The organism is Pseudomonas sp. PSKL.D1 (assembly GCF_028898945.1).
In the GTDB taxonomy this organism is placed as follows: Bacteria; Pseudomonadota; Gammaproteobacteria; order Pseudomonadales; family Pseudomonadaceae; genus Aquipseudomonas.
Genome location: NZ_CP118607.1, coordinates 1,107,736 through 1,130,549, shown reverse-complemented (window position 1 = coordinate 1,130,549; position 22,814 = coordinate 1,107,736). Strand labels below are relative to the sequence as shown.

Sequence of the window (22,814 nt, the reverse complement as noted above, 5' to 3'; positions counted from 1 at the left end):
CCATGTCGAAGTTCTTTATCGATCGCCCGATCTTCGCTTGGGTGATCGCCTTGGTGATCATGCTGGTCGGCGCCTTGTCGATCCTGAAGCTACCGATCAACCAGTACCCGAGCATTGCCCCACCGGCCATCGCCATCGCCGTGACCTACCCGGGCGCCTCGGCGCAAACCGTGCAGGACACCGTGGTGCAGGTGATCGAGCAGCAGCTCAACGGTATCGACAACCTGCGTTATGTGTCTTCGGAGTCCAACTCCGACGGCAGCATGACCATCACCGCCACCTTCGAGCAGGGCACCAACCCTGATACCGCGCAGGTGCAGGTGCAGAACAAGCTCAACCTGGCCACCCCACTGCTGCCGCAAGAAGTGCAGCAGCAAGGTATCCGCGTCACCAAGGCAGTGAAGAACTTCCTGCTGGTGATTGGCCTGGTGTCTGAAGACGGCAGCATGACCAAGGACGACTTGGCCAACTACATCGTCTCGAACATGCAGGACCCTATCTCGCGCACCGCCGGTGTGGGTGACTTCCAGGTGTTCGGTGCCCAGTACGCCATGCGTATCTGGCTCGATCCGGCCAAGCTGAACAAGTTCCAGCTGACCCCGGTTGACGTCAAGACCGCCGTCGCCGCACAGAACGTGCAGGTGTCGTCCGGCCAGCTCGGCGGCCTGCCCGCCATGCCAGGCACCCAGCTGAACGCCACCATCATCGGCAAGACCCGCCTGCAAACCGCCGAGCAGTTCGAAAAGATTCTGCTCAAGGTCAACAGCGACGGCTCGCAAGTACGCTTGGGTGATGTGGCCCAAGTGGGCCTGGGCGGTGAAAACTACGCGGTCAGCGCCCAGTTCAACGGCAAGCCGGCCTCGGGCCTTGCGGTCAAGCTGGCGACCGGCGCCAACGCACTGGACACCGCCAAGGCGCTGCGCCAGACCATCAGCGACCTGGAGCCGTTCTTCCCGCCAGGGGTCAAGGCGGTATTCCCGTATGACACCACCCCAGTGGTCACCGAATCGATCAGCGGGGTAATCCACACCCTGATCGAAGCCGTGGTGCTGGTGTTCCTGGTGATGTACCTGTTCCTGCAGAACTTCCGCGCCACCATCATCACCACCATGACCGTACCGGTGGTGTTGCTGGGTACCTTCGGCATCCTGGCCGCTGCGGGCTTCAGCATCAACACCCTGACCATGTTCGCCATGGTACTGGCCATCGGCTTGCTGGTGGACGACGCCATCGTCGTGGTGGAGAACGTCGAGCGGGTGATGTCCGAAGAAGGGTTACCCCCCAAAGAGGCCACCAAGCGCTCCATGGAACAGATCCAGGGTGCGCTGGTGGGTATTGCCCTGGTGCTGTCGGCGGTACTGCTGCCAATGGCGTTCTTCGGTGGCTCCACGGGTGTGATCTACCGGCAGTTCTCCATCACCATTGTGTCGGCGATGGGCCTGTCGGTACTGGTTGCCCTGATCTTCACCCCGGCGCTGTGCGCCACCATGCTCAAGCCGCTGAAGAAGGGCGAGCACCATGTGGCCAAGCGTGGCTTCTTCGGCTGGTTCAACCGTAACTTCGACCGCAGCGTCGTAGGCTACGAACGCAGCGTCGGCACCATTCTGCGCAACAAGGTGCCGTTCCTGCTGGCCTACGCCCTGATCGTTGTCGGCATGATCTGGCTGTTCGCCCGCATCCCGACCGCGTTCCTGCCCGAGGAAGACCAAGGCGTACTGTTCGCCCAGGTACAGACCCCGGCTGGCTCCAGTGCCGAGCGCACCCAGGTGGTGGTCGACCAGATGCGTGAGTACCTGCTCAGCGAAGAGTCCGACACGGTAGCTTCGGTATTCACCGTGAACGGCTTCAACTTTGCCGGCCGTGGCCAGAGCTCGGGTATGGCGTTCATCATGCTCAAACCATGGGGCGAGCGCTCCAAGGAAAACAGCGTGTTCGCCCTGGCCCAGCGTGCCCAGCAGCACTTCTTCACCTTCCGCGATGCGATGGTGTTCGCCTTCGCCCCGCCTGCGGTACTGGAGCTGGGTAACGCCACCGGCTTCGACGTGTTCCTGCAGGACCGCGGCGGTGTCGGCCACGCCAAGCTGATGGAAGCGCGCAACCAGTTCCTGGCCAAGGCAGCGCAAAGCAAGATTCTGACCGCCGTGCGCCCGAACGGCCTGAACGATGAGCCGCAGTACCAGCTGACCATCGATGACGAACGTGCCAGCGCCCTTGGCGTGACCATTTCGGACATCAACAACACCCTGTCGATTGCGCTGGGTGCCAGCTACGTCAACGACTTCATCGACCGTGGCCGGGTCAAGAAGGTGTACATCCAGGGTGAACCCAACTCGCGGATGAGCCCGGAAGACCTGCAGAAGTGGTACGTACGTAACGGCGCTGGCGAAATGGTGCCATTCTCCTCCTTCGCCAAAGGTGAGTGGAGCTACGGTTCGCCGAAGTTGTCCCGCTACAACGGCGTTGAAGCGATGGAAATCCTCGGTGCGCCAGCCCCTGGCTACAGTACCGGTGAAGCCATGGCCGAAGTCGAGCGCATCGCGGGCGAACTGCCGGCAGGTATCGGCTACTCCTGGACCGGCATGTCCTACGAGGAAAAACTCTCCGGCTCGCAAATGCCGGCGCTGTTCGCCCTCTCGGTACTGTTCGTGTTCCTGTGCCTGGCAGCCCTGTACGAAAGCTGGTCGATCCCGATCGCCGTCGTGCTGGTAGTGCCACTGGGGATTATCGGTGCGCTGCTCGCCACCAGCTTGCGCGGGTTGTCCAACGACGTGTACTTCCTGGTCGGCCTGTTGACCACCATCGGCCTGGCGGCGAAAAACGCCATCCTGATCGTGGAATTCGCCAAGGAACTGCACGAGCAGGGCCGCAGCCTGTATGACGCCGCCATCGAGGCGTGCCGCATGCGTCTGCGCCCGATCATCATGACCTCGCTGGCGTTCATCCTCGGCGTGGTACCGTTGACTATCGCCAGCGGCGCGGGCGCCGGCAGCCAGCATGCCATCGGCACCGGCGTGATCGGCGGCATGATCAGCGCCACCGTGTTGGCCATCTTCTGGGTACCGCTATTCTTCGTCGCAGTGTCGTCGCTGTTCGGCAGCAAAGAGCCGGAAAAAGACGCCACCCCTGAAACTCCACGTTATGAGGCTGGGCAATGACCAAGTCTTTGTTGTCCCTGGCGGTAACCGCTTTCATTCTTGGCGGCTGCTCGCTGATCCCTGATTACCAGACCCCGGAATCGCCGGTGGCAGCGCAGTGGCCGCAAGGCCCTGCGTACTCGCCGGCCCAGGCGGCCGACGTGGCAGCCGCAGAACAGGGCTGGCGCCAGTTCTTCCATGACCCGGCGCTGCAGCAATTGATCCAGACTTCGCTGGAAAACAACCGCGACCTGCGCGTGGCGGCGTTGAACATCGACGCCTACCGCGCCCAGTACCGTATCCAGCGGGCAGACCTGTTCCCGGCGGTTTCGGCCACTGGCAGCGGCAGCCGCCAGCGGGTGCCAGCAAACATGTCGACCAGCGGCGAAGCCGGCATCACCAGCCAGTATTCTGCCACCCTGGGCGTCAGCGCTTACGAGCTGGACCTGTTCGGCCGGGTACGCAGCCTGACCGAACAGGCCCTGGAAACCTACCTGTCCAGCGAGCAGGCGCGCCGCTCCACGCAGATCGCCCTGGTGGCCAGCGTGGCCAACGCCTACTACACGTGGCAGGCCGACCAGGCGCTGTTCAAGCTGACCGAAGACACACTGAAAACCTACGAGGAAAGCTACAACCTCACCCGCCGCAGCAATGAGGTGGGGGTGGCTTCGGCACTCGACGTCAGCCAGGCGCGCACCGCCGTGGAAGGCGCGCGGGTCAAGTACTCGCAGTACCAGCGCCTGGTCGCCCAGGACGCCAATAGCCTGGCTGTACTGCTCGGCACCGGCATCCCGGCCAACCTGCCACAAGCGCTGAAGCTCGATGCCGACCAGTTGGCGGAAGTGCCAGCCGGCCTGCCATCGGACGTGCTCCAGCGCCGCCCGGACATCCAGGAAGCCGAACACCTGCTCAAGGCCGCCAACGCCAACATCGGCGCGGCCCGCGCAGCGTTCTTCCCGAGCATCAGCCTGACCGCCAATGCCGGTAGCCTGAGCCCCGACATGGGCCACCTGTTCGCAGGCGGCCAGGGCACCTGGCTGTTCCAGCCGCAGATCAACCTGCCGATCTTCAATGCAGGCAGCCTGAAGGCCAGCCTGGACTACTCGAAGATCCAGAAGGACATCAACGTCGCCAAGTACGAAAAAACCATCCAGACCGCCTTCCAGGAAGTCTCCGATGGCCTGACGGCGCGCAAAACCTTCGAAGAGCAGCTGCAGGCGCAACGCGACCTGGTGCAGGCGAACCAGGACTACTACCGCCTGGCCGAACGCCGCTACCGCATCGGCATCGACAGCAACCTGACCTTCCTTGATGCCCAACGCAACCTGTTCAGCGCCCAGCAGTCGCTGATCACCGACCGCCTTTCGCAGCTGACCAGCGAGGTCAACCTGTACAAGGCACTCGGCGGTGGCTGGTACGAGCAAACCGGGCAGGCCAATCAGCAAACCGCCAAACGCTGATCGCCTGTAGGAGCGGCCTTGTGTCGCGAAAGGGCTGCGTAGCAGCCCCAAGATTGCAGCTTCGCGGCTGAAATTGCCGGGGCTGCTACGCAGCCCGTTCGCGACACAAGGCCGCTCCTACACACAGTTAACTCCGGTTAACTGCTTGGAACATTCCGTTCGATTATCGCCCCCTTCCGTTTGCGGCGAATTGCCTCACCCCTTGCCAACACCGCACCATCCTCCTCGCAACGTTGCACAGTTCATCACAAAAAAGACCCGCGCCTGCAGGCCGCATCCTGCAGCAGACCGGCTCGCCCATAAAAACAAGAGATCCACGACAGATGAGCACTTCGCAACCCGCACGCCAGCTGCTGCCCGGCCTGTTGGCCATGTCCTGCGCCTTGCCCGTATTCGCCGCCGACGGCGGGTTCATGGAGGACGCCAAGGCTACCCTCAACCTGCGCAACTTCTACATCAACCGCAATTTCGTCGACCCGGCCCACTCCCAGGCCAAGGGCGAAGAATGGACCCAAAGCTTCATCCTCGATGCACGCTCCGGCTTTACCCAAGGCACGGTAGGTTTCGGCGTGGACGTGCTGGGCCTGTACTCGGTCAAGCTCGACGGCGGCAAAGGCACCACCAATACTCACCTGCTGCCGGTGCACGACGACGGCCGCCCCGCCGACGACTTCGGCCGCCTGGGTGTCGCCTTGAAGGCCAAGCTGTCGCAAACCGAGCTGAAAGTCGGCGAATGGATGCCCGTGCTGCCGATCCTGCGCTCCGACGACGGCCGCTCGCTGCCACAAACCTTCCGCGGCGGTCAGCTCACCTCAAAGGAAGTCGACGGCCTTACCCTTTACGCCGGCCAGTTCCGTGGCAACAGCCCGCGCAACGACGCCAGCATGGAAGACATGTCACTCAACGGCCGTGCGGCCTTTACCTCCGACCGCTTCAACTTCGGCGGCGGTGAATACACCTTCAACGACAAGCGCACGATGATTGGCCTGTGGGATGCCCAGCTCAAGGACATCTACCGCCAGCAATACATCAACCTCGTGCACAGCCAACCCCTTGGCGAGTGGACCCTCGGCGCCAACCTCGGCTATTTCATCGGCAAGGAAGACGGTGCCGAACGTGCTGGCGAACTCGACAACCGCACCGCCTCGGCGATGCTGTCGGCGCGCTACAAGGGCAACACGTTCTACGTTGGCCTGCAGAAGGTCAGTGGCGACGATGCCTGGCTGCGGGTCAACGGCACCAGCGGCGGTACCCTGGCCAACGACAGCTATAACTCCAGCTTCGATAATGCCAAGGAACGTTCATGGCAGGTGCGCCATGACTTCAACTTCGTCAGTGTCGGCATCCCGGGGCTGACCCTGATGAACCGCTACATCAAGGGCGACAATGTCACCTCGGGCAGCATCGACGATGGCAAGGAGTGGGCGCGGGAAACCGAGCTGGCATACGTGGTGCAATCGGGAACGTTCAAAGACTTGTCCATGAAATGGCGCAACTCGACCATGCGCCGGGATTTCAGCACCAATTCGTTTGATGAGAACCGGTTGATTGTGAGTTACCCGCTGAATCTGCTTTGAGCAGGCCCGGCCTCATCGCGGATAAATCCGCTCCTACAAACGACGCACCTGTAGGAGCGGATTTATCCGCGAGTGGCCAGCGGCTCATTATATTCTTAAAAGAAATAAGCAAATCAAAAATCATGCATTGACGGAATATAACCGACCCGCTTAAATCGACCCCTGTCCCCCGCCGCAGAGCCTCGACATGGACCTTCGCCAACTGCGCTACTTCATCGCCCTCACCGAATACCGCAGTTTCGTCCGCGCCGCCGAAGCCATGGGCATCACCCAACCCGCCTTCAGCCGCGCCATCCAAAGCCTCGAACAGAACTTCGGCTGCCCCCTCGTCGACCGCGCCAGCAAAGCCCTGCCGCCCACCCCCGAAGGACTCGTGGTTCTGCAGCACGCCCGTCGGCTAGTGCAAGGGGCCGCGCAGCTAAGCAACGACGTGCTGCAAATGACCAAGCTTGACGCCGGTGAACTGCATTTCGGCAGCGGCCCGGCCCTGGCCGTGCAATTGGTCCCGGATGCTTTGCGGCATTTCATGGATACCCACCCCGGCATCCGCACCGCCCTGCTGGTAGACAATGCCGAACGCCTCGGCCAGGCCCTGCGCCGCGAACAAATCGAATTTTTTGTCGACGACATACGCCCGTTCGAAGCCGACCCTAATTTTCACACCACCCCCCTCACCCCGCGCCCCGGCCTGTTCTTCTGCCGCCCCGGCCACCCGCTGCTGGCCAAGGACAGCCTCTCGACCAACGACCTGTTCGCCTACCCGCTGGCCAGCGCCCTGCTCGCCCCCGGCGTGCGCAAACGCCTGGCCAACCTGAGCGGTCGCAGTGACTTCACGCCACACCTTCAGACTGAGCACCTGCCCGTATTGCTCAATGTGGTGCAAAGCACCAATGCCATCGGCACCGCCAGCGAAGAAGCAGTCGCCCAAGAGCTGGCCGCTGGCGCCCTGGTGCGCCTGCATTGGCGCAACCTGCCGCCGGCACTGGATGTGCTCAGCGTGCGTTGTGGGGTAATCAGCCGCAGCGGTTATCGCCTGTCGCCTGCGGCTCGGGCGATGATCCAGACCCTGACCGAACTGGATGCGCCAAAGCGAACAGCTGCCATTCGCTGAAATGATGGTGGTGGTGGCAACAGGCTATTCTGATCATTATCAATGAAGACCTTGCCTACGCCGGCCACACAGGGAGGAACAACAATGAAAAACCTCGTCGACCACCTGAGCCAGTACGCCAATTACCACCGCGACCCACGCAACATCGCCACCCACTTTGTGGGCATCCCGCTAATCGTGGTGGCCGTGACCATCCTGTTGTCGCGCCCCGGTTGGGAGCTGGGCGGCGCTTGGCTCTCGCCGGCGCTGATCGCGGCAGCGGCATCGGTGTGGTTCTACCTACGCCTGGACCTGCGCTTCGGCCTGGTCATGGGGTTGCTGCTAGGGCTTTGCCTGTGGGTTGGCCAGGTATTGGCCATGCAGAGCACCGCATTGTGGCTGAGTGCCGGGTTGGGTGCATTCGTGGTGGGCTGGATCATCCAGTTTGTGGGGCATTACTACGAAGGGCGCAAGCCAGCGTTCGTCGATGATGTGAGCGGGTTGATCATCGGGCCGCTGTTTGTCGTGGCGGAAGCTGCATTCATGCTGGGGCTGTGCCCGGAACTGAAGCGTGCGGTGGAGGCTAATGCGGGGCCAGTTGCCATACGCGCCCTGTAGGAGCGGCCTTGTGTCGCGAAAGGGTCGCGAAGCGGCCCCACGATTTCAGCTTTCGCAGCCAATATTGCTGGGGCCGCTTTGCGGCCCTTTCGCGACACAAGGCCGCTCCTACACGAGCGTGCGGAATGCTTAGGCCCGCGACTCTACACCCAACTCATCCCACACCGACTCCGCCAGGTGGAACGTGGCATTGGCCGCGGGAATGCCGCAGTAAATCGCACTCTGCATCAGCACTTCCTTGATCTCGTCGCGGGTCACGCCATTGTTGGCCGCCGCACGCAGGTGCAGTTTCAGCTCGTCATTGCGGTTCATGCCGATCAGCATGGCAATGGTAATCAGGCTGCGGGTGTGCCGTGGCAGGCCAGGGCGGGTCCAGATATCACCCCAGGCATGCCGGGTGATCATTTCCTGAAACTCGCCATTGAAGTCGTTGAGCTTCTCCAGGCTGCGGTCCACATGGGCATCGCCCAGCACCGCGCGGCGTACCTGCATGCCGGCGTCGTAGCGTTGTTTCTCATCCATGGCGTTTTCCTCAGCGAGCCAGCAAAAAGTCGAGCACCCGGCGGCTGAATGCCTCGCCGATTTCGACGTTGGACAGGTGCGCTGCCGGGAATTCGGCATAGGTGGCACCGATGATACCGGCCTGCATGAAGCGGCCATGTTCCGGGGTGGTCACCACGTCTTCAGTACCGGCCACGATCAGGGTCGGCACCTGGATACGGCCCAACTGCTCACGGTAATCGGCATCGCGCACGGCAGCACAATTGGCCGCATAACCTTCAGGGCTGGTTTGCGCCAGCATCTGGCAGATGCGTTGGGCCTCTTGCGGCTGAGCCTCGGCAAACGCCGGGGTGAACCAGCGGGCGATGGAGGCATCGCGCAGGTCGACCATGGCTTGCTGGCCGCCTTTTAGCACGGTGTCGATGCGGGTATTCCACACCTCGTCATTGGCGATTTTCGCCGCTGTGTTGCACAGGGTCAGGCTGTGCAGGCGTGCGCCAGCGTTGATACCCAGCCACTGGCCGATCAGCCCGCCCATGGACAGGCCAACAAAGTGAGCGTGCTGGATGTCCAGGGCATCGAGCAGTGCCAGTACGTCCTGGCCCAGTTGTTCGATGCTGTAAGGGCCCGGGCTGACCAGCGAGGCGCCATGGCCACGGGTGTCGTAGCGCAGCACTCGGAAGTGCTCGCTCCACAGCGGAATCTGGCTGTCCCACATGCCCAGGTCGGTACCCAGCGAGTTGGACAACACCAGCACCGGGGCATCGGCCGGGCCGTCGAGTTGGTAGTTCAATACGCCATCGGCCAGTTGCAAGTGCGCCACAGCGGTCTCCTTCAGGCAGTGAAATGTTGATGTTCAGCCACGGCACGCGCCACCCAGACGCGGGCCTGGCCGAGGTAATGGGCCGGGTCGAGCAGGCGGTCCAACTCTTCGGCTGACAGTTCGGCGCTGACTTGCGGCTCGTCACCCAGCACTGCCCGCAGGTGGCGCTGCTCGGCTACGGCGCGCTGGCAGCATTGCTCCAGCAAGTGGTGGGCGCGGTCTCGGCCCAGGCGCTGGGCAAGCACGATGCTTACCGCCTCGGCCAGCACCAGGCCCTGGGTCAGGTCGAGGTTGCGGCGCATGCGCTCAGCGTCCACCTCCATGCCTTCGGCAATCACCTGGGCCTGGCGCAAGGCGCCGGAAACCAGGCAGCAGATGTCTGGCAGGGTTTCCCATTCGGCATGCCACAGGCCGAGGCTGCGCTCATGCTCCTGAGGCATGGCGGCAAACAGCGTCGACAGCAGGCCCGGCACACGGGTCGCGGCGCCGATCAGCACGGCTGCGCCCACCGGGTTGCGCTTGTGCGGCATGGTCGAAGAGCCGCCCTTGCCCGGCGCGGAAGGCTCGAACACCTCCCCCGCTTCGGTTTGCATCAGCAGGCTGATGTCACGGCCGAACTTGCCCAGGCTGCCGGCAACCAGCCCCAGTACCGAGGCGAACTCCACCAGGCGGTCCCGCTGGGTGTGCCAAGGCTGCTCGGGCAGGGTCAGCTTCAATTGTTCGGCAAGCGCTTCGGCCACCGGCAATGCCTTGCTGCCCAGCGCTGCCAGGCTGCCCGATGCGCCACCAAACTGCAGCACCAGCAAACGCGGGCGCAGTTCCTTCAGACGCTGGCGATGGCGCGTCAGCGCGCCAAGCACACTGGCAAGCTTCATGCCCAAAGTCACGGGCGTAGCGTGCTGCAGCCAGGTGCGGCCAACCAGCGGGGTATCAGCATGCATCAGCGCCTGTCGCGACAACGTGTCGGCCAGCTTCGCCAAATCCGCCTCGACCAGGTCCAGGGCATCGCGCAACTGCAAGACCAACCCGGTGTCCATCGCATCCTGGCTGGTAGCCCCAAGGTGCACATACCGCTCGGCCTCGGGCACGCCACTGGCGATTACCTTGCCCAGCGCCTTGACCATCGGGATCGCCGAATTGCCGGCAGTTGCGATGGCATCGGCCAACGCCCGCACGTCGTAGCGCTCGGCCTTGCACGCGGCTTCAATGGCGGCCACCGCACTGTGCGGCACCAGCCCGGCGCCAGCCTCGGCCCGGGCCAGGGCGGCTTCGAAGTCGAGCATGCCTTGCAGGCGGCCACGGTCAGAGAAGATCTCGCGCATGGCCGGGGCGGTGAAATAGGCGTCGAACAGCTGGTTGGTCATGCCACGTCCTTAATTGTCGTGATGCAGATACGCGGCCTGCTTCGGCAAACGCAGGCTGAACAGGAAGGCGATTGCCATCATCGCTGTCACGTACCAGTAGAAGGTGTTCTCCATGCCCATGGTTTTCAAGCCCAGTGCCACGTATTCGGCAGAACCGCCAAACGCCGCGTTCGCCACGGCATAGGCCAGGCCAACACCCAGCGCACGTACCTGAGGCGGGAACATCTCGGCTTTCACCAGGCCGCTGATGGAGGTGTAGAAACTGACGATGCACAAGGCCACGGACACCAGCACAAACGCCATGAACGGGCTGCTCACGGTTTTCAGCGCCATCAGCAGGGGCACGGTGAACAGGGTACCCAAAGCACCGAACAGCAGCATCGAATTACGCCGCCCGATGCGATCGGACAACATGCCGAAGAACGGCTGCATCACCATGAACAGGAACAATGCACCCGTCATCACATAGCTGGCGTTCTTGGCCGTCATGCCGGCGGTATTGACCAGGTACTTCTGCATGTAGGTGGTGAACGTGTAGAAAATCAGCGAGCCGCCGGCGGTGTAACCCAGCACGGTGATGAACGCCGCAGCGTGGTGGCGGAACAGGCCCTTGATGGTGCCCGCTTCCTTGTCATTGCGGGTTTCGGCGCTGCTGGTTTCATGCAGCGAACGGCGCAGCATCAGCGAGATAAGCGCGGCAATCGCACCTACCACGAACGGAATGCGCCAGCCCCAGGCACGCAGCTCATCTTCAGTGAGCAGTTGTTGCAGGATCACCACCACCAGCACGGCAAGCAACTGGCCACCAATCAGGGTGACGTACTGGAACGACGCAAAGAAACCGCGCTGGCCGCGCAAGGCCACCTCACTCATATAAGTGGCGGTAGTGCCATACTCGCCACCCACCGACAGGCCCTGAATCAGGCGTGCAAGCAACAGCAGGGCCGGTGCCCAGGTACCGATGCTGCTGTAGGTGGGCAGGCAGGCGATCATCAGGGAGCCGAAGCACATCATCAGCACCGAGATCATCAGGGAATTCTTGCGACCGTGGCGGTCGGCCAGGCGGCCGAAGATCCAGCCACCGATCGGGCGCATCAAAAAGCCCGCGGCGAACACGCCAGCCGTGTTGAGCAACTGCACGGTAGGGTCGTCGGAGGGGAAGAAAGCCGGGGCAAAGTAGATGGCGCAGAAGGCGTAGACGTAGAAGTCGAACCATTCCACCAGGTTGCCGGATGAGGCACCGACGATGGCGAAAATGCGCTTACTGCGTTCTTCGCCGGTGTAATAGGCTGAGGTCATGGTGAGCTTACTCCAGGAGGGTCAACAGGTAATTCTAGACATACCTGGTAACACACTCGTTCCGCTTGCGGGGTGGCTATTGGCCTTAGGTCTGATGTGCCGGCCATTCGCGGACAAGTCCGCTCCTACACTCCAGGATGCGTGGTCCTGATGTGTAGGAGCGGATTTATCCGCGAGAGGCCGGTACAGGTCAAACCCGCTCGATGGCCAACGCCAACCCCTGGCCAACCCCGACACACATCGTCGCCAGGCCCTTACGCCCGCCGCTCTTTTCCAACTGATGCAATGCCGTCAGCACCAGACGCGCGCCGCTCATGCCCAACGGGTGGCCCAAGGCAATCGCGCCACCGTTCGGGTTCACCTGCGGCGCATCATCGGCCACACCCAGCTCACGCAGCACGGCCAAACCTTGGCTGGCAAAGGCTTCGTTAAGCTCGATCACATCAAAATCGCTCACCGCCACACCCAAACGCTCGGTCAGCTTGCGCACCGCCGGCACCGGGCCAATACCCATTACGCGCGGCGCCACGCCGGCGCTGGCCATGCCCAGTACACGGGCACGCGGGGTCAGGCCGTGCTTTTTCACGGCCTCGGCCGAGGCCAGAATCAGCGCAGCAGCACCATCATTGACGCCGGAGGCGTTGCCTGCGGTGACGGTCTTGTCCGGGCCATTGACCGGCTTGAGCTTGGTCAATGCTTCCAGGGTGGTGTCCGGGCGCAGGTGCTCGTCACGTTCGACCACGGTTTCGCCCTTCTTGTGAGCGATACGCACCGGCACGATCTCTTCAGCGAAGAAGCCGGCAGCCTGGGCCGCGGCGGCCTTTTGCTGGCTGCGCACGGCGAACGCGTCCTGGTCAGCGCGGGAAACCTTGTAATCGTCGGCCACGTTGTCGGCGGTCTCCGGCATGGAGTCCACGCCATACTGGCTTTTCATCAGCGGGTTGATGAAACGCCAGCCGATGGTGGTGTCTTCAAGCTTCATGTTGCGCGAGTAGCCGCTCTCGGCCTTGCCCATCACGAACGGCGCACGCGACATCGACTCGACGCCACCGGCGATGGCCAGCTCCATTTCACCGCTGGCAATGGCGCGGAAGGCGGTGCCGATGGCATCCATGCCCGAAGCGCACAGGCGGTTGAGGGTTACGCCGGGGATGCTCTCGGGCAGGCCCGCCAGCAGCAGCGCCATGCGCGCCACGTTACGGTTGTCTTCACCGGCCTGGTTGGCGCAGCCGAAGAATACTTCGTCTACCTGGTCCCACTGCACGGTCGGGTTGCGCTCGATCAGCGCCTTCAACGGCACCGCCGCCAAGTCGTCGGCACGCACGCCGGCCAGGGCGCCGCCGAAGCGGCCAATCGGGGTGCGGATGGCGTCACAGATAAATACGTCGCGCATCAGGCTTCTCCAGCGACCTGGCCATGGGCCACGGCAGTGCGGGCTTCGAGGTCACGCAGGGCACCCAGTTCGACGTCGGTCGGTTCGCTGGTGGTCTGCACGTCGTCGGCAAAGCGGATGGCCCAGCCGGTAGCGGCAACGATCTGCTCGCGGGTCACACCCGGGTGGATCGAAGTCACCACAAACTCGTTGGTGCCGGCTTCCGGCTCCATGATGCACAGGTCGGTGATGATACCCACCGGCCCTTCGCCCGGCAGGCCCAGGCGTTTGCGCGAATCGCCGCCCTCGCCATGGCCAACCGAGGTAATGAAATCCAGCTTGTCGACGAAGGCACGGGTCGACTGCTTGAGGATGATCAGCACCTGCTTGGCGGAACCGGCGATTTCCGGCGCACCACCGGCACCCGGCAGGCGGGTTTTCGGTGCGAAGTAATCACCCACCACGGTGGTGTTGATGTTGCCAAAGCGGTCAACCTGCGCAGCGCCCAGGAAGCCCACGTCAATGCGGCCACCCTGCAGCCAGTAGCGGAAGATCTCGCCGGTCGGCACCACGGTGTCGGCGGTTTCGGCCAGCTCGCCGTCACCGATCGACAGCGGCAGCACGCTTGGCTTGGCGCCAATCGGGCCAGACTCGTAAATCAGCACCACATCGGGCGACGAGGTCAGGCGCGCCAGGTTGGCAGCCTTGGACGGCAGGCCGATACCCACGAAGCAGACTGCGCCGTTGCGCAGGCGACGAGCAGCGGCAACGGTCATCATTTCAGAGGTGGAGTAGCTCATTGTGCAGCCTCCGAGGTGCTGGCCAGCTTGGCCTTGAATTCATTGAAGTCGGCAGTGCCACGGATGTAGGTGTCGATCCAGGCGGTGAACGACTCGCGGTTGCGCGCAATCGGGTCCCAGTCCTGGTAGAAGCGGTTGTCGCGCTCGTAGTAGCCGTGGGCGTACGACGGGTGAGCACCACCCGGCACCAGGCAGACTGCGCTCAAGGCCCAGGTCGGCAGGACGCAGGCGTTCATCGGTGCCTGCAGGTCATCGACGATTTCCTCGACGGTGACGATGCAGCGTTTGGCCGCCAGGGCCGCTTCCTTTTGCACGCCGAGGATGCCCCACAGCAGCACGTTGCCTTTGCGGTCTGCCTTTTGCGCATGAATCACGGTAACGTCCGGGCGTACCGATGGCACTGCAGCCAGCACTTCACCGGTGAACGGGCAGGTGACGCTCTTGATCAGCGGGTTGACCTTTGGCAGGTCGGAGCCGGCATAAGCACGCAGCACCGCGAACGGCAGGCCGGAGGCACCGGCGACGTAGGCGTTGGCCAGGTCGGCATGGCTGTGCTCTTCGATTTCAATGGCGTGTGGCCACTTCTTTTCCACTGCATCGCGCAGGCGGTGCAGCGAACCGACACCAGGGTTACCGCCCCACGAGAAGATCAGCTTGCTGGCGCAGCCGGCACCGATCAACTGGTCGTAGATCAGGTCCGGGGTCATGCGCACGAGGGTCAGGTCGCGCTTGCCCTGACGGATGATCTCGTGGCCGGCGGCGGTCGGGATCAGGTGGGTGAAGCCTTCGAGGGCGACGGTATCGCCGTCCTGGATGAACTGCTTCACGGCTTCGTGAAGCGGGAGAATTGCAGCCATTTGGAGACTCCTGGTCAGGGTGCTTCGGTGAGCTCAGATTAAGGAGCCCCGGGTGGCCTTACAATCCGATAATCGACTATTCGTGCGATTATCGAACCATTTGTTGTTGAGCTATCCATGTGTAAATCGGGGCTGCAGCCCCTGTGGCAGCAGGCTTTAGCCTTGAATGGGCCGCCAAGCGGCCCCGGTTACTCAGGTCGCATCCGCGTGGCTGACCAACCCCTTCACAATTACGCCCACCGTCGCCAGTGCCGCAGGCACCAGCAAGGCCGTCAGCACCTGCTCGAAGTTCCAGCCCAAGCCCAGCAACGTCGCGCCACTCCAGGCACCCAGAATCGCGCCGAAGCGGCCGATGCCCAGCATCCACGATACGCCCGTGGCACGGCCTTGGGTCGGGTAGAAACGCGCCGCCAGCGACGGCATGGCCGACTGCGCACCGTTCACGCACATACCGGCAATCAGCACCAGTGTCGCCAGCAGCGTGATGTTGCCCAGGCTTTGCCCGACCGCGTAGGCAAAGACGCCGGCCAGCAAGTAGAAAATGCCGATGACCTTGTGCGGGTTGAAGCGGTCCATGGCCCACCCCACCGCCACCGCGCTGAGCACACCACCAAACTGGAACAACGCACCGATGAACGCGGCCTGCTCCATGCTCGCACCGCTGTCACGCATCAGCGTCGGCAGCCAGCTGGTCAGCAGGTAGACGATGACCAGGCCCATGAAGTAGGTCAGCCACAGCAACACCGTGCCCAGCCCGTAGGTGCCCGAGAAGATCACCGCAAACACGTTGCGGGCCGCCACGGCCTTTTGCTCCGGCACACTGAAGCTGGCAGCCTGGGCCACCACGGCCGGGGCGATCGGGGCCAGGGTCTTGCGTACCTTGTCTGTGCCCCGGTTGCGCACCACCAGGAAGCGCGCGGACTCCGGCAGCCAGATCATCAGCACCACCACCAGCATCAGTGGCAGCACACCACCAACCACCAGCAGGCTGTGCCAGCCATAGGCCGGGATCATCTTGGCAGACAGAAAGCCGCCACCGGCCATACCCAGGTTGAAGCCGCAGAACATGCTGGTCACCAGCAGCGACTTGAGGCGCTCGGGGGTGTATTCGGACAGCAATGTGGTGGCGTTGGGCATACCGGCGCCCAGCCCCAGGCCCGTCAGAAAGCGCAGAATCAGCAGTTGATCGACGTTGGTGGCATAAGCCGACGCCAAGCTGAAACCGCCGAATATCAGTACCGCCCCTACCAGTACACCTTTACGACCAAAACGGTCGGCCAACGGCCCGGAACCCAAGGCGCCAAACACCATACCGATCAACGCGGCACTCATTACCGGCCCAAGGCTTGCGCGATCAATGCCCCATTCCTGGGACAAGGCCGGCGCAATGAAGCCCATGGCGGCGGTGTCGAGGCCGTCGAGGAACACAATCAGGAAGCAGAGAATCACCACGCGCCATTGATAACGCGAAAGCGGTTGTTCATTGATGAACGACTGGACGTCGAGGTTGTTCCCGACAGTTTGCGGTTTGTTCATTGTTGTTATCCAGGTGATAGGCACGGTCAAGCCACTGCACGCAACGGCAGGTAAAGGCTCGGGGAGTTGGAGTGCGGCCGGGGGTCAGCCTGGATACAACGGTACTGCGTGCGGGTGCGGCCGCAGCAGGGAGGGAGCAGTGGTCATGATGCGTGCCTCTTATATGTTGTTCTTGTTCGGTCGGCAAAGCCGACCGTTACGAGAGACATTAATCAGCAGCGCAGGGTGGCGCAATTCGCCCGAAACGACACTGTGCGTTTATCGAACAGGATTCGGCACCCTGCCCGATAACAGTGCAAAGTCTCAGCCAAACAACTGGTGGCAGAGGTCTCGGCTGGCCGCCAACAGAATGGGCAGGAAACGCTGCTCCAACTCACTGCGGGTCACCCGGCCAACGTGCGTACTGACGTTCAACGCCGCCAGTACCTGCCCTGACGCATCGTAGATCGGCACGGCAATCGAGCGCAGGCCCTGCTCCAACTCCTGGTCCACCACGCACCAGCCTTGCGCACGCACTTGCTGAATGCAGGCGAACAACGAATCGGCGTCATGCAGGGTACGGCTGGTGCGTGCCTTGAGGTCGGCACGGTCCAGGTACTCGCGCAAGCTGGTGTCGTCCATGGCAGCCAGCAGAATGCGGCCCATCGATGTGCAATAAGCCGGGAGCCGCCCGCCCACCGACAAGTCGACCGAAATCAGCCGTTCGACAGTGGCAGAACGGGCGATATAAAGAATGTCGTCCCCTTCGAGGGTGGCCATGTTGGCCGCTTCGTGCAACTGGTCACTGATGCGGTCCAGATAAGGCTGAGCCGAAACGGCCAGAGGCGTGGACGACAGATAGGCGTGGCCCAGGGTCAACACTTTGGGCAGCAGCGAGTACGTGCGCCCATCGGTGGTGGCGTAACCCAGCTTGATCAGCGTATGCAGACAGCGGCGAACGGCAGCCCGGGGGATTTCGGTCCGGTGGCTGATCTGGGCGATGGTCAGGTGCCGCTTGCGCTCCTGAAATGCCTGGATCACCGCCAGCCCACGCGCCAGAGACGTCATGAAATCCGGGTCACCGGTGAAAGCCTGAATGCGCTTGGCTGGCGACGCCACGATCGGCGGCGCCAACGCAGGTGCACTCGGCCGAGCTGCGTCGGGGTTGGCGGTTTCAGGGGCCGGGTTTTGATCGCTCATCGCTCACCTCAAAAAAATCGCTGGCTCGTGCGATTATCGAACGAACGGCCGATAATCGCAATTGACCGCCGACAAATTTACTTATACCTTTCTCCTGCCACATGTGGCTTCTTTGGAGAGACTGGTCAGGTACCCACCGTAGAAGTCCCCAGGCAGCGGCCTCGCCCAGTGCGGGGCCGTTTTATTTCCCCTCCCCTTCCTCCTGAAACAACGTCGAACTTTGCACCTGCAGCAACTTTGACAAGTGATGTCAGGGTTGGGTAAATAACAAGGTTGCCCAATTTATCGATTGCTATAATCGGTTTTGCTGGCCCGGAACGATAATCCGGCAAAGGATGCCCGGCTCTACACTGTTCCGAATTCCAGCACGCAACTTGCACCGATCCATTACAACCCATTCAGGTACTACTGTGACGAAAGACGAACTGCGCGCGGAACTCGAGCGCCAGGCTGAACGTTACAAGGATGTTTACGGTGGCGAAGTCACCACTTATGCCGCCCAACCCGAGCCGGAACGCAAACCCTGGCGCAAACGTGCCACCGTTCAGGATCAAGCCTTCAGCCAGGAACTGGAAAAGATGGAAAAGGAATTGCGCGGCGAAGAACCCTGAGCCGTCGATTCACTGCCTTTGCGTCGCGGGCCGGGCGCCCCGACGCGGCTTATCGTTACCGTCAGGCTGACTATGAAATGGAATTACACAAATTTCATACAAGCGTTTGAATGACAAAGGCATCGCCTTTATTTCAGCATTTTGACGAAATTACTGCTTTTTGGTGATTTTTAAGGGAACTTTTTTACCCATTTCCACTCCCCTGATGCCCTGAGAGGCTGCTCACAAAGCTGCCATCGGTCAGCAGCAGGTGCATCGATTGCCAAGGTTTTCTGGCATAATCCGCCCCCCCTAAGACCGCCAGACAACCTTCATGATCGATTTATTCAGCGGACTGGATGCCTGGGTACTGGTGAGCCTGCTGCTCGCCCTGACCTTCGTGCTCGCCTTCGAGTTCATCAATGGCTTTCATGACACCGCCAACGCGGTAGCCACCGTCATCTATACCAAAGCCATGCCACCGCACTTGGCCGTGTTCTTCTCCGGGGTGTTCAACTTCCTCGGCGTACTGCTCGGCGGTGTCGGCGTGGCCTATGCCATCGTCCACCTGTTGCCGGTTGAACTGCTCATCAACGTGAACACCGGCCACGGCCTGGCCATGGTCTTCTCGTTGCTGGCTGCAGCCATCACCTGGAACCTGGGCACCTGGTACTTCGGCATTCCGGCCTCCAGCTCGCACACCCTGATCGGCTCGATCCTCGGTGTAGGCCTGGCCAATGCCCTGATCAACGACATCCCGCTGGGTGACGGCGTCAACTGGCAAAAGGCGATCGACATCGCCATGTCGCTGGTGGTCTCGCCAATGGCCGGCTTCGCAGTTGCCGCCCTGGTGCTGCTGGGCCTGAAATGGTGGCGCCCGCTGTCGAAGATGCACAAAACGCCTGAACAGCGCCGCAAGCTTGACGACAAGAAGCACCCGCCCTTCTGGAACCGCCTGGTACTGGTCATGTCGGCCATGGGCGTCAGCTTCGTGCATGGCTCCAACGATGGCCAGAAAGGCATCGGCCTGATCATGCTGGTACTGATCGGCATCGTCCCGGCCAAGTTCGTACTCGACCTGAACAGCACCACCTATCAGATCGAACGTACCCGCGACGCCACCACGCACTTGAGCCAGTTCTACCAGCGCAACGCCGCCACCCTGGGCGAGTTCCTGGCCCTGGGCAAGGCACAGCCAAGCGACCTGCCGGAACAGTTCAGCTGCAACCCGCACCAGACCGAGCCGACCATCGCCGCACTGCAAACCTCGCTGCAGGGCGTGACCGACTACCGCGACCTGAGTGCCGACAAGCGCGTGGAAGTACGCCGCTACCTGCTGTGCCTGGACGATACCGCCAAGAAAGTCGGCAAGCTGCCTGGCCTTGAAGCCCGCGAAAAAGCTGACCTAGAGAAGCTGCGCAAAGACCTCACCGCCACCACCGAGTACGCCCCGTTCTGGGTGATCGTTGCCGTTGCACTGGCCTTGGGCCTGGGCACCATGGTGGGCTGGAAGCGCGTAGTGCTGACAGTTGGCGAGAAGATCGGCAAGCAGGGCATGACCTATGCCCAGGGCATGTCGGCGCAGATCACCGCGGCGTGCGCCATCGGCATGGCCAACATCTTCGCCCTGCCGGTGTCGACCACCCATGTACTGTCGTCCGGCGTCGCCGGCACCATGGTCGCCAACAAGAGCGGCCTGCAAGGCGGCACGGTGAAGACCATCCTGCTGGCCTGGGTGCTGACCCTGCCTGCGTCGATGGGCCTGGCGGCTGGCCTGTTCTGGCTGGCGTCCAAGTTCATTGGCTAAACAAGAAAGGCGCCTACACGGCGCCTTTTTTAATCCCGACAGGACGACTCGCTCCTACAAGGCAACTACCGCTTCTTCCCGCCCAGTAACGAACCCATCAACCCGCGCACCAACTGCCGCCCCAACTGATTGGCCGCCTGGCGCACCGCCGATTTGATCGCCTGCCCCGCCGCGCTCTGCAAGAATTCCCCAGCCTTGTCCGCCAAGCTCTCTTCATCTGCCTTCGGAACCGGCACCGGCTCGACTGGCTCGCCCTTGCGCTGGGTCAGCATTTCATACGCGGATTCCCGATCAATCGGCTTGTCATAACGCCCCGCCAGTGGCGAGCGCGCAATCAAGGCAGCCCGCTCGGCCGCACTCAATGGCCCGATGCGCGATTGTGGCGGCGCGATCAGCACGCGCTGGACCATCGCCGGTGTACCTTTTTCTTCCAGCGTACCGACCAGCGCCTCGCCGATGCCGAGTTCGGTCAACACCGCCAAGGTATCGAACGCCGGGTTGGGCCGGAAGCCATCCGCCACCGCACGCAGCGATTTCTGCTCTTTGGCCGTGAATGCCCGCAACCCGTGCTGTATGCGCAGGCCCAGCTGGGCCAACACGCTATCAGGCAGATCACCCGGTGACTGGGTCACGAAATACACGCCCACACCCTTGGAGCGAATCAGCCGCACCACCTGCTCCAGCCGGTCCTGCAGGGCTTTTGGCGTGCCATTGAACAGCAAGTGCGCCTCATCAAAGAACAAGGCCAGCACCGGCTTGTCGGCATCACCCCGCTCCGGCAACTGCTCAAACAGCTCAGCCAGCAGCCACAACAGGAAGGTGGCGTAGACCTTCGGCGCGTCATGCACCAAGCGGCTGGCATCAAGCAGGTGGATGCGCCCGCGGCCATCGCTGTCCGGGCGCAGCAAGTCTTCCAGCTGCAGCGCGGGCTCACCAAACAAGGCCTCGGCACCCTGCTGCTCCAGCGTGGCCAGGCGGCGCAACAGCGCTTGGGTCGAGCCGCTGGTCATCAATGCACTGTCTTCACCGAGTAACTGCGGGTTGTCTTTAAGGTGCGCCAGCAGCGCCTTAAGGTCTTTCAGATCAAGCAGCAGCAACCCGTCACGATCCGCCACCTTGAAAGCGGCATACAGCGCCGCCTGCTGGCTGTCCGTCAATTCCAACAGGTTGCCCAGCAACAGCGGGCCCATTTCGCTTAGCGTTGTGCGCAAAGGGTGCCCGGACTGGCCGGCAACGTCCCACAGCGACACTGGGTAAGCCTTTGGTTGGTGCCCCAGCCAAGGCATGCCGGCAATGCGCTCGGCCACCTTGCCCTGCGGCGCCCCGGCCGCACCCAAGCCGCACAGGTCACCTTTGACGTCCGCTGCAAAAACCGCCACCCCGGCATCACTGAACACTTCAGCCAGGTGCTGCAAGGTCACGGTCTTGCCGGTGCCCGTCGCGCCAGCCACCAGACCGTGGCGGTTGGCCAGGCGCATGGCCTGCCCCACCGGTTGGCCATCCGTGCCAGCGCCTACAACTATGGTCGAAGATTCCGACATCACTTTAATCCTCTACTCAAGCTAAACCGCCTATCAGCCGATACTTCCTGAAGATACTCGCCTTGATAGACAGGAACACCCAAAAGGGACTTACGGGTTGTTGCACTGTTTTGCAGCTGTATAGGTGCGAACGCCCGATAAAAACCTTAGCGGAAACGATTACGCCATGAACAAAAGCCTGCGCTTCAGCCACAAGATTCTATTGGCCGCCTCATTGATCGTAATAGGCGCCTTCAGCCTGTTCACGCTCTATAACGACTATCTTCAGCGTAATGCGATTCGCGACAACCTGGAGAACTATCTGGCGGAAATGGGCGAGTCCACTTCCACCAACATTCGCAACCTGTTTGATGGCCGCATCAAGTTGGTGGAAAACCTGGCGCAAAACATTGCCCAGCAGCCTGCCAACGCCGAAACACTGATGGGGCAGAACGCGCTGATTTCCAGTTTCCTGACGGTGTACCTGGGCAAGGTGGACGGCAGCTTCAGCGTACGCCCCGATTCGAAAATGCCTGACGGCTACGACCCTCGTACCCGCCCTTGGTACAAAGACGGCATGAATGCCCAGGGCGTGATGCTGACAGAGCCTTATATCGACGTGACCACCAACAAGATGGTCATCGGTATCCTCGGCAAGGTATCGCCCAGCGTTGGCGTGGTGGGGGGAGACCTTGCCCTCGACGGCCTGGTGCAGATCATCAACTCGCTGAACTTCGGCGGCATGGGCTATGCCTTCCTGGTCAACGACCAAGGCAAGATCCTGGTGCACCCGGACAAAGACCTGGTCATGAAGTCGCTGTCGGACCAGTTCCCGCAGCACACACCGAAGCTGTCCGGCGAATTGACCGAAGTGCAGGTCAATGGCGAAACGCGGCTGCTCACCTTCACCCCGATCAAAGGCCTGCCGTCGGCCAACTGGTATATCGGCCTGTCAGTCGACAAAGACAAAGCCTTCGCCATGCTCAGCACCTTCCGCACTTCGGCAGTGATCGCAACAGCCGTGGCGGTGGTGATCATCATTGGCCTGCTCGGCCTGCTGATCCGCGTGCTGATGCAGCCCCTGCACACCATGACGCGCGCCATGGAAGACATCGCGCAGGGCGAAGGCGACCTGACCAAACGCCTGAACATTCACAACCACGATGAGTTCGGCATTCTCGGCAAAGCCTTCAACCGGTTCGTCGAGCGGATCCACGGCTCTATCCGCGAAGTATCCTCGGCTACCGAGCACGTCAATGAAGTGGCCCTGCGGGTGATCAGCGCATC

General features: G+C 62.1%; 17 protein-coding genes and 1 pseudogene. 8 read left to right on the top strand and 10 right to left on the bottom strand.

Annotated elements, in window-relative coordinates; all coding sequences use genetic code 11:
- The first annotated feature begins 2 nt into the window (after positions 1-2).
- The 5 genes from ttgB (at position 3) to PVV54_RS04930 (ending at position 7,879) form a co-directional block, all read left to right on the top strand.
- Positions 3-3,155, top strand: coding sequence for a multidrug efflux RND transporter permease subunit TtgB (gene ttgB / locus PVV54_RS04950; protein WP_274908869.1), 3,153 nt, complete (start codon positions 3-5; stop codon positions 3,153-3,155).
- Entirely contained in the window at positions 3,152-4,594 is a 1,443-nt protein-coding gene (locus PVV54_RS04945) for an AdeC/AdeK/OprM family multidrug efflux complex outer membrane factor (protein ID WP_274908868.1), read from the top strand. The genes ttgB and PVV54_RS04945 overlap by 4 nt, the downstream gene beginning before the upstream one ends.
- 323 nt (positions 4,595-4,917) lie before the next feature.
- On the top strand, positions 4,918-6,171 hold the full coding sequence (locus PVV54_RS04940) for an OprD family porin (protein WP_274908867.1): 1,254 nt from the start codon (positions 4,918-4,920) through the stop codon (positions 6,169-6,171).
- A gap of 187 nt (positions 6,172-6,358) precedes the next feature.
- A complete protein-coding gene (locus PVV54_RS04935) occupies positions 6,359-7,282 on the top strand; it encodes a LysR family transcriptional regulator (RefSeq protein ID WP_274908866.1) in 924 nt (307 codons plus the stop codon).
- Positions 7,283-7,366: 84 nt separating this feature from the next.
- Positions 7,367-7,879 carry an Mpo1 family 2-hydroxy fatty acid dioxygenase gene (locus PVV54_RS04930; RefSeq protein ID WP_274908865.1) on the top strand — a complete coding sequence of 171 codons (513 nt, stop codon included), beginning with the start codon at positions 7,367-7,369 and terminating at the stop codon, positions 7,877-7,879.
- A 129-nt stretch (positions 7,880-8,008) separates the two neighbouring features.
- Here PVV54_RS04930 and pcaC read toward each other — a convergent pair whose 3' ends face one another.
- The 9 genes from pcaC to pcaR all read right to left on the bottom strand — a co-directional run bounded on the left by pcaC (position 8,009) and on the right by pcaR (position 17,610).
- Positions 8,009-8,401, bottom strand: coding sequence for a 4-carboxymuconolactone decarboxylase (gene pcaC, locus PVV54_RS04925; RefSeq protein WP_027594092.1), 393 nt, complete (start codon positions 8,399-8,401; stop codon positions 8,009-8,011).
- A 10-nt stretch (positions 8,402-8,411) separates the two neighbouring features.
- A complete protein-coding gene (gene pcaD, locus PVV54_RS04920; protein WP_274908864.1) occupies positions 8,412-9,203 on the bottom strand; it encodes a 3-oxoadipate enol-lactonase in 792 nt (263 codons plus the stop codon).
- A gap of 11 nt (positions 9,204-9,214) precedes the next feature.
- Positions 9,215-10,567, bottom strand: a complete 1,353-nt coding sequence (locus PVV54_RS04915) for a 3-carboxy-cis,cis-muconate cycloisomerase (protein ID WP_274908863.1) — start codon at positions 10,565-10,567, stop codon at positions 9,215-9,217.
- Positions 10,568-10,576: 9 nt separating this feature from the next.
- Positions 10,577-11,866: an MFS family transporter gene (locus tag PVV54_RS04910; RefSeq protein WP_274908862.1), complete on the bottom strand. Its 1,290-nt coding sequence runs from the start codon at positions 11,864-11,866 to the stop codon at positions 10,577-10,579.
- Positions 11,867-12,056: 190 nt separating this feature from the next.
- Positions 12,057-13,262: a 3-oxoadipyl-CoA thiolase gene (pcaF, locus tag PVV54_RS04905; protein ID WP_274910389.1), complete on the bottom strand. Its 1,206-nt coding sequence runs from the start codon at positions 13,260-13,262 to the stop codon at positions 12,057-12,059.
- The gene (locus PVV54_RS04900) at positions 13,259-14,038 is read right to left on the bottom strand and encodes a CoA-transferase subunit beta (RefSeq protein ID WP_274908861.1); all 780 of its coding nucleotides are present in this window, start codon (positions 14,036-14,038) and stop codon (positions 13,259-13,261) included. Before PVV54_RS04900 ends, pcaF begins: the two co-directional genes overlap by 4 nt.
- Positions 14,035-14,895 (bottom strand): CoA transferase subunit A, encoded by an 861-nt coding sequence (locus tag PVV54_RS04895; RefSeq protein WP_274908860.1) that lies wholly within the window; start codon positions 14,893-14,895, stop codon positions 14,035-14,037. Before PVV54_RS04895 ends, PVV54_RS04900 begins: the two co-directional genes overlap by 4 nt.
- Before the next feature lie 192 nt (positions 14,896-15,087).
- Entirely contained in the window at positions 15,088-16,431 is a 1,344-nt protein-coding gene (locus PVV54_RS04890) for an MFS transporter (RefSeq protein ID WP_274908859.1), read from the bottom strand.
- 303 nt (positions 16,432-16,734) lie between these two features.
- The gene (pcaR, locus tag PVV54_RS04885) at positions 16,735-17,610 is read right to left on the bottom strand and encodes a pca regulon transcriptional regulator PcaR (protein ID WP_274908858.1); all 876 of its coding nucleotides are present in this window, start codon (positions 17,608-17,610) and stop codon (positions 16,735-16,737) included.
- Between the two features lie 410 nt (positions 17,611-18,020).
- Between pcaR and PVV54_RS04880 the strand changes: the two genes are divergently transcribed.
- Both PVV54_RS04880 and PVV54_RS04875 read left to right on the top strand, forming a co-directional pair.
- On the top strand, positions 18,021-18,221 hold the full coding sequence (locus PVV54_RS04880) for a hypothetical protein (RefSeq protein WP_274908857.1): 201 nt from the start codon (positions 18,021-18,023) through the stop codon (positions 18,219-18,221).
- A 313-nt stretch (positions 18,222-18,534) separates the two neighbouring features.
- The gene (locus PVV54_RS04875; protein WP_274908856.1) at positions 18,535-20,007 is read left to right on the top strand and encodes an inorganic phosphate transporter; all 1,473 of its coding nucleotides are present in this window, start codon (positions 18,535-18,537) and stop codon (positions 20,005-20,007) included.
- 65 nt (positions 20,008-20,072) lie between these two features.
- Here PVV54_RS04875 and PVV54_RS04870 read toward each other — a convergent pair whose 3' ends face one another.
- On the bottom strand, positions 20,073-21,548 hold the full coding sequence (locus PVV54_RS04870) for a helicase HerA-like domain-containing protein (RefSeq protein ID WP_274908855.1): 1,476 nt from the start codon (positions 21,546-21,548) through the stop codon (positions 20,073-20,075).
- A 166-nt stretch (positions 21,549-21,714) separates the two neighbouring features.
- Between PVV54_RS04870 and PVV54_RS26540 the strand changes: the two are divergent.
- Positions 21,715-22,731, top strand: a pseudogene (locus tag PVV54_RS26540) (HAMP domain-containing protein); the annotation flags it as partial.
- Positions 22,732-22,814 lie beyond the last annotated feature (83 nt).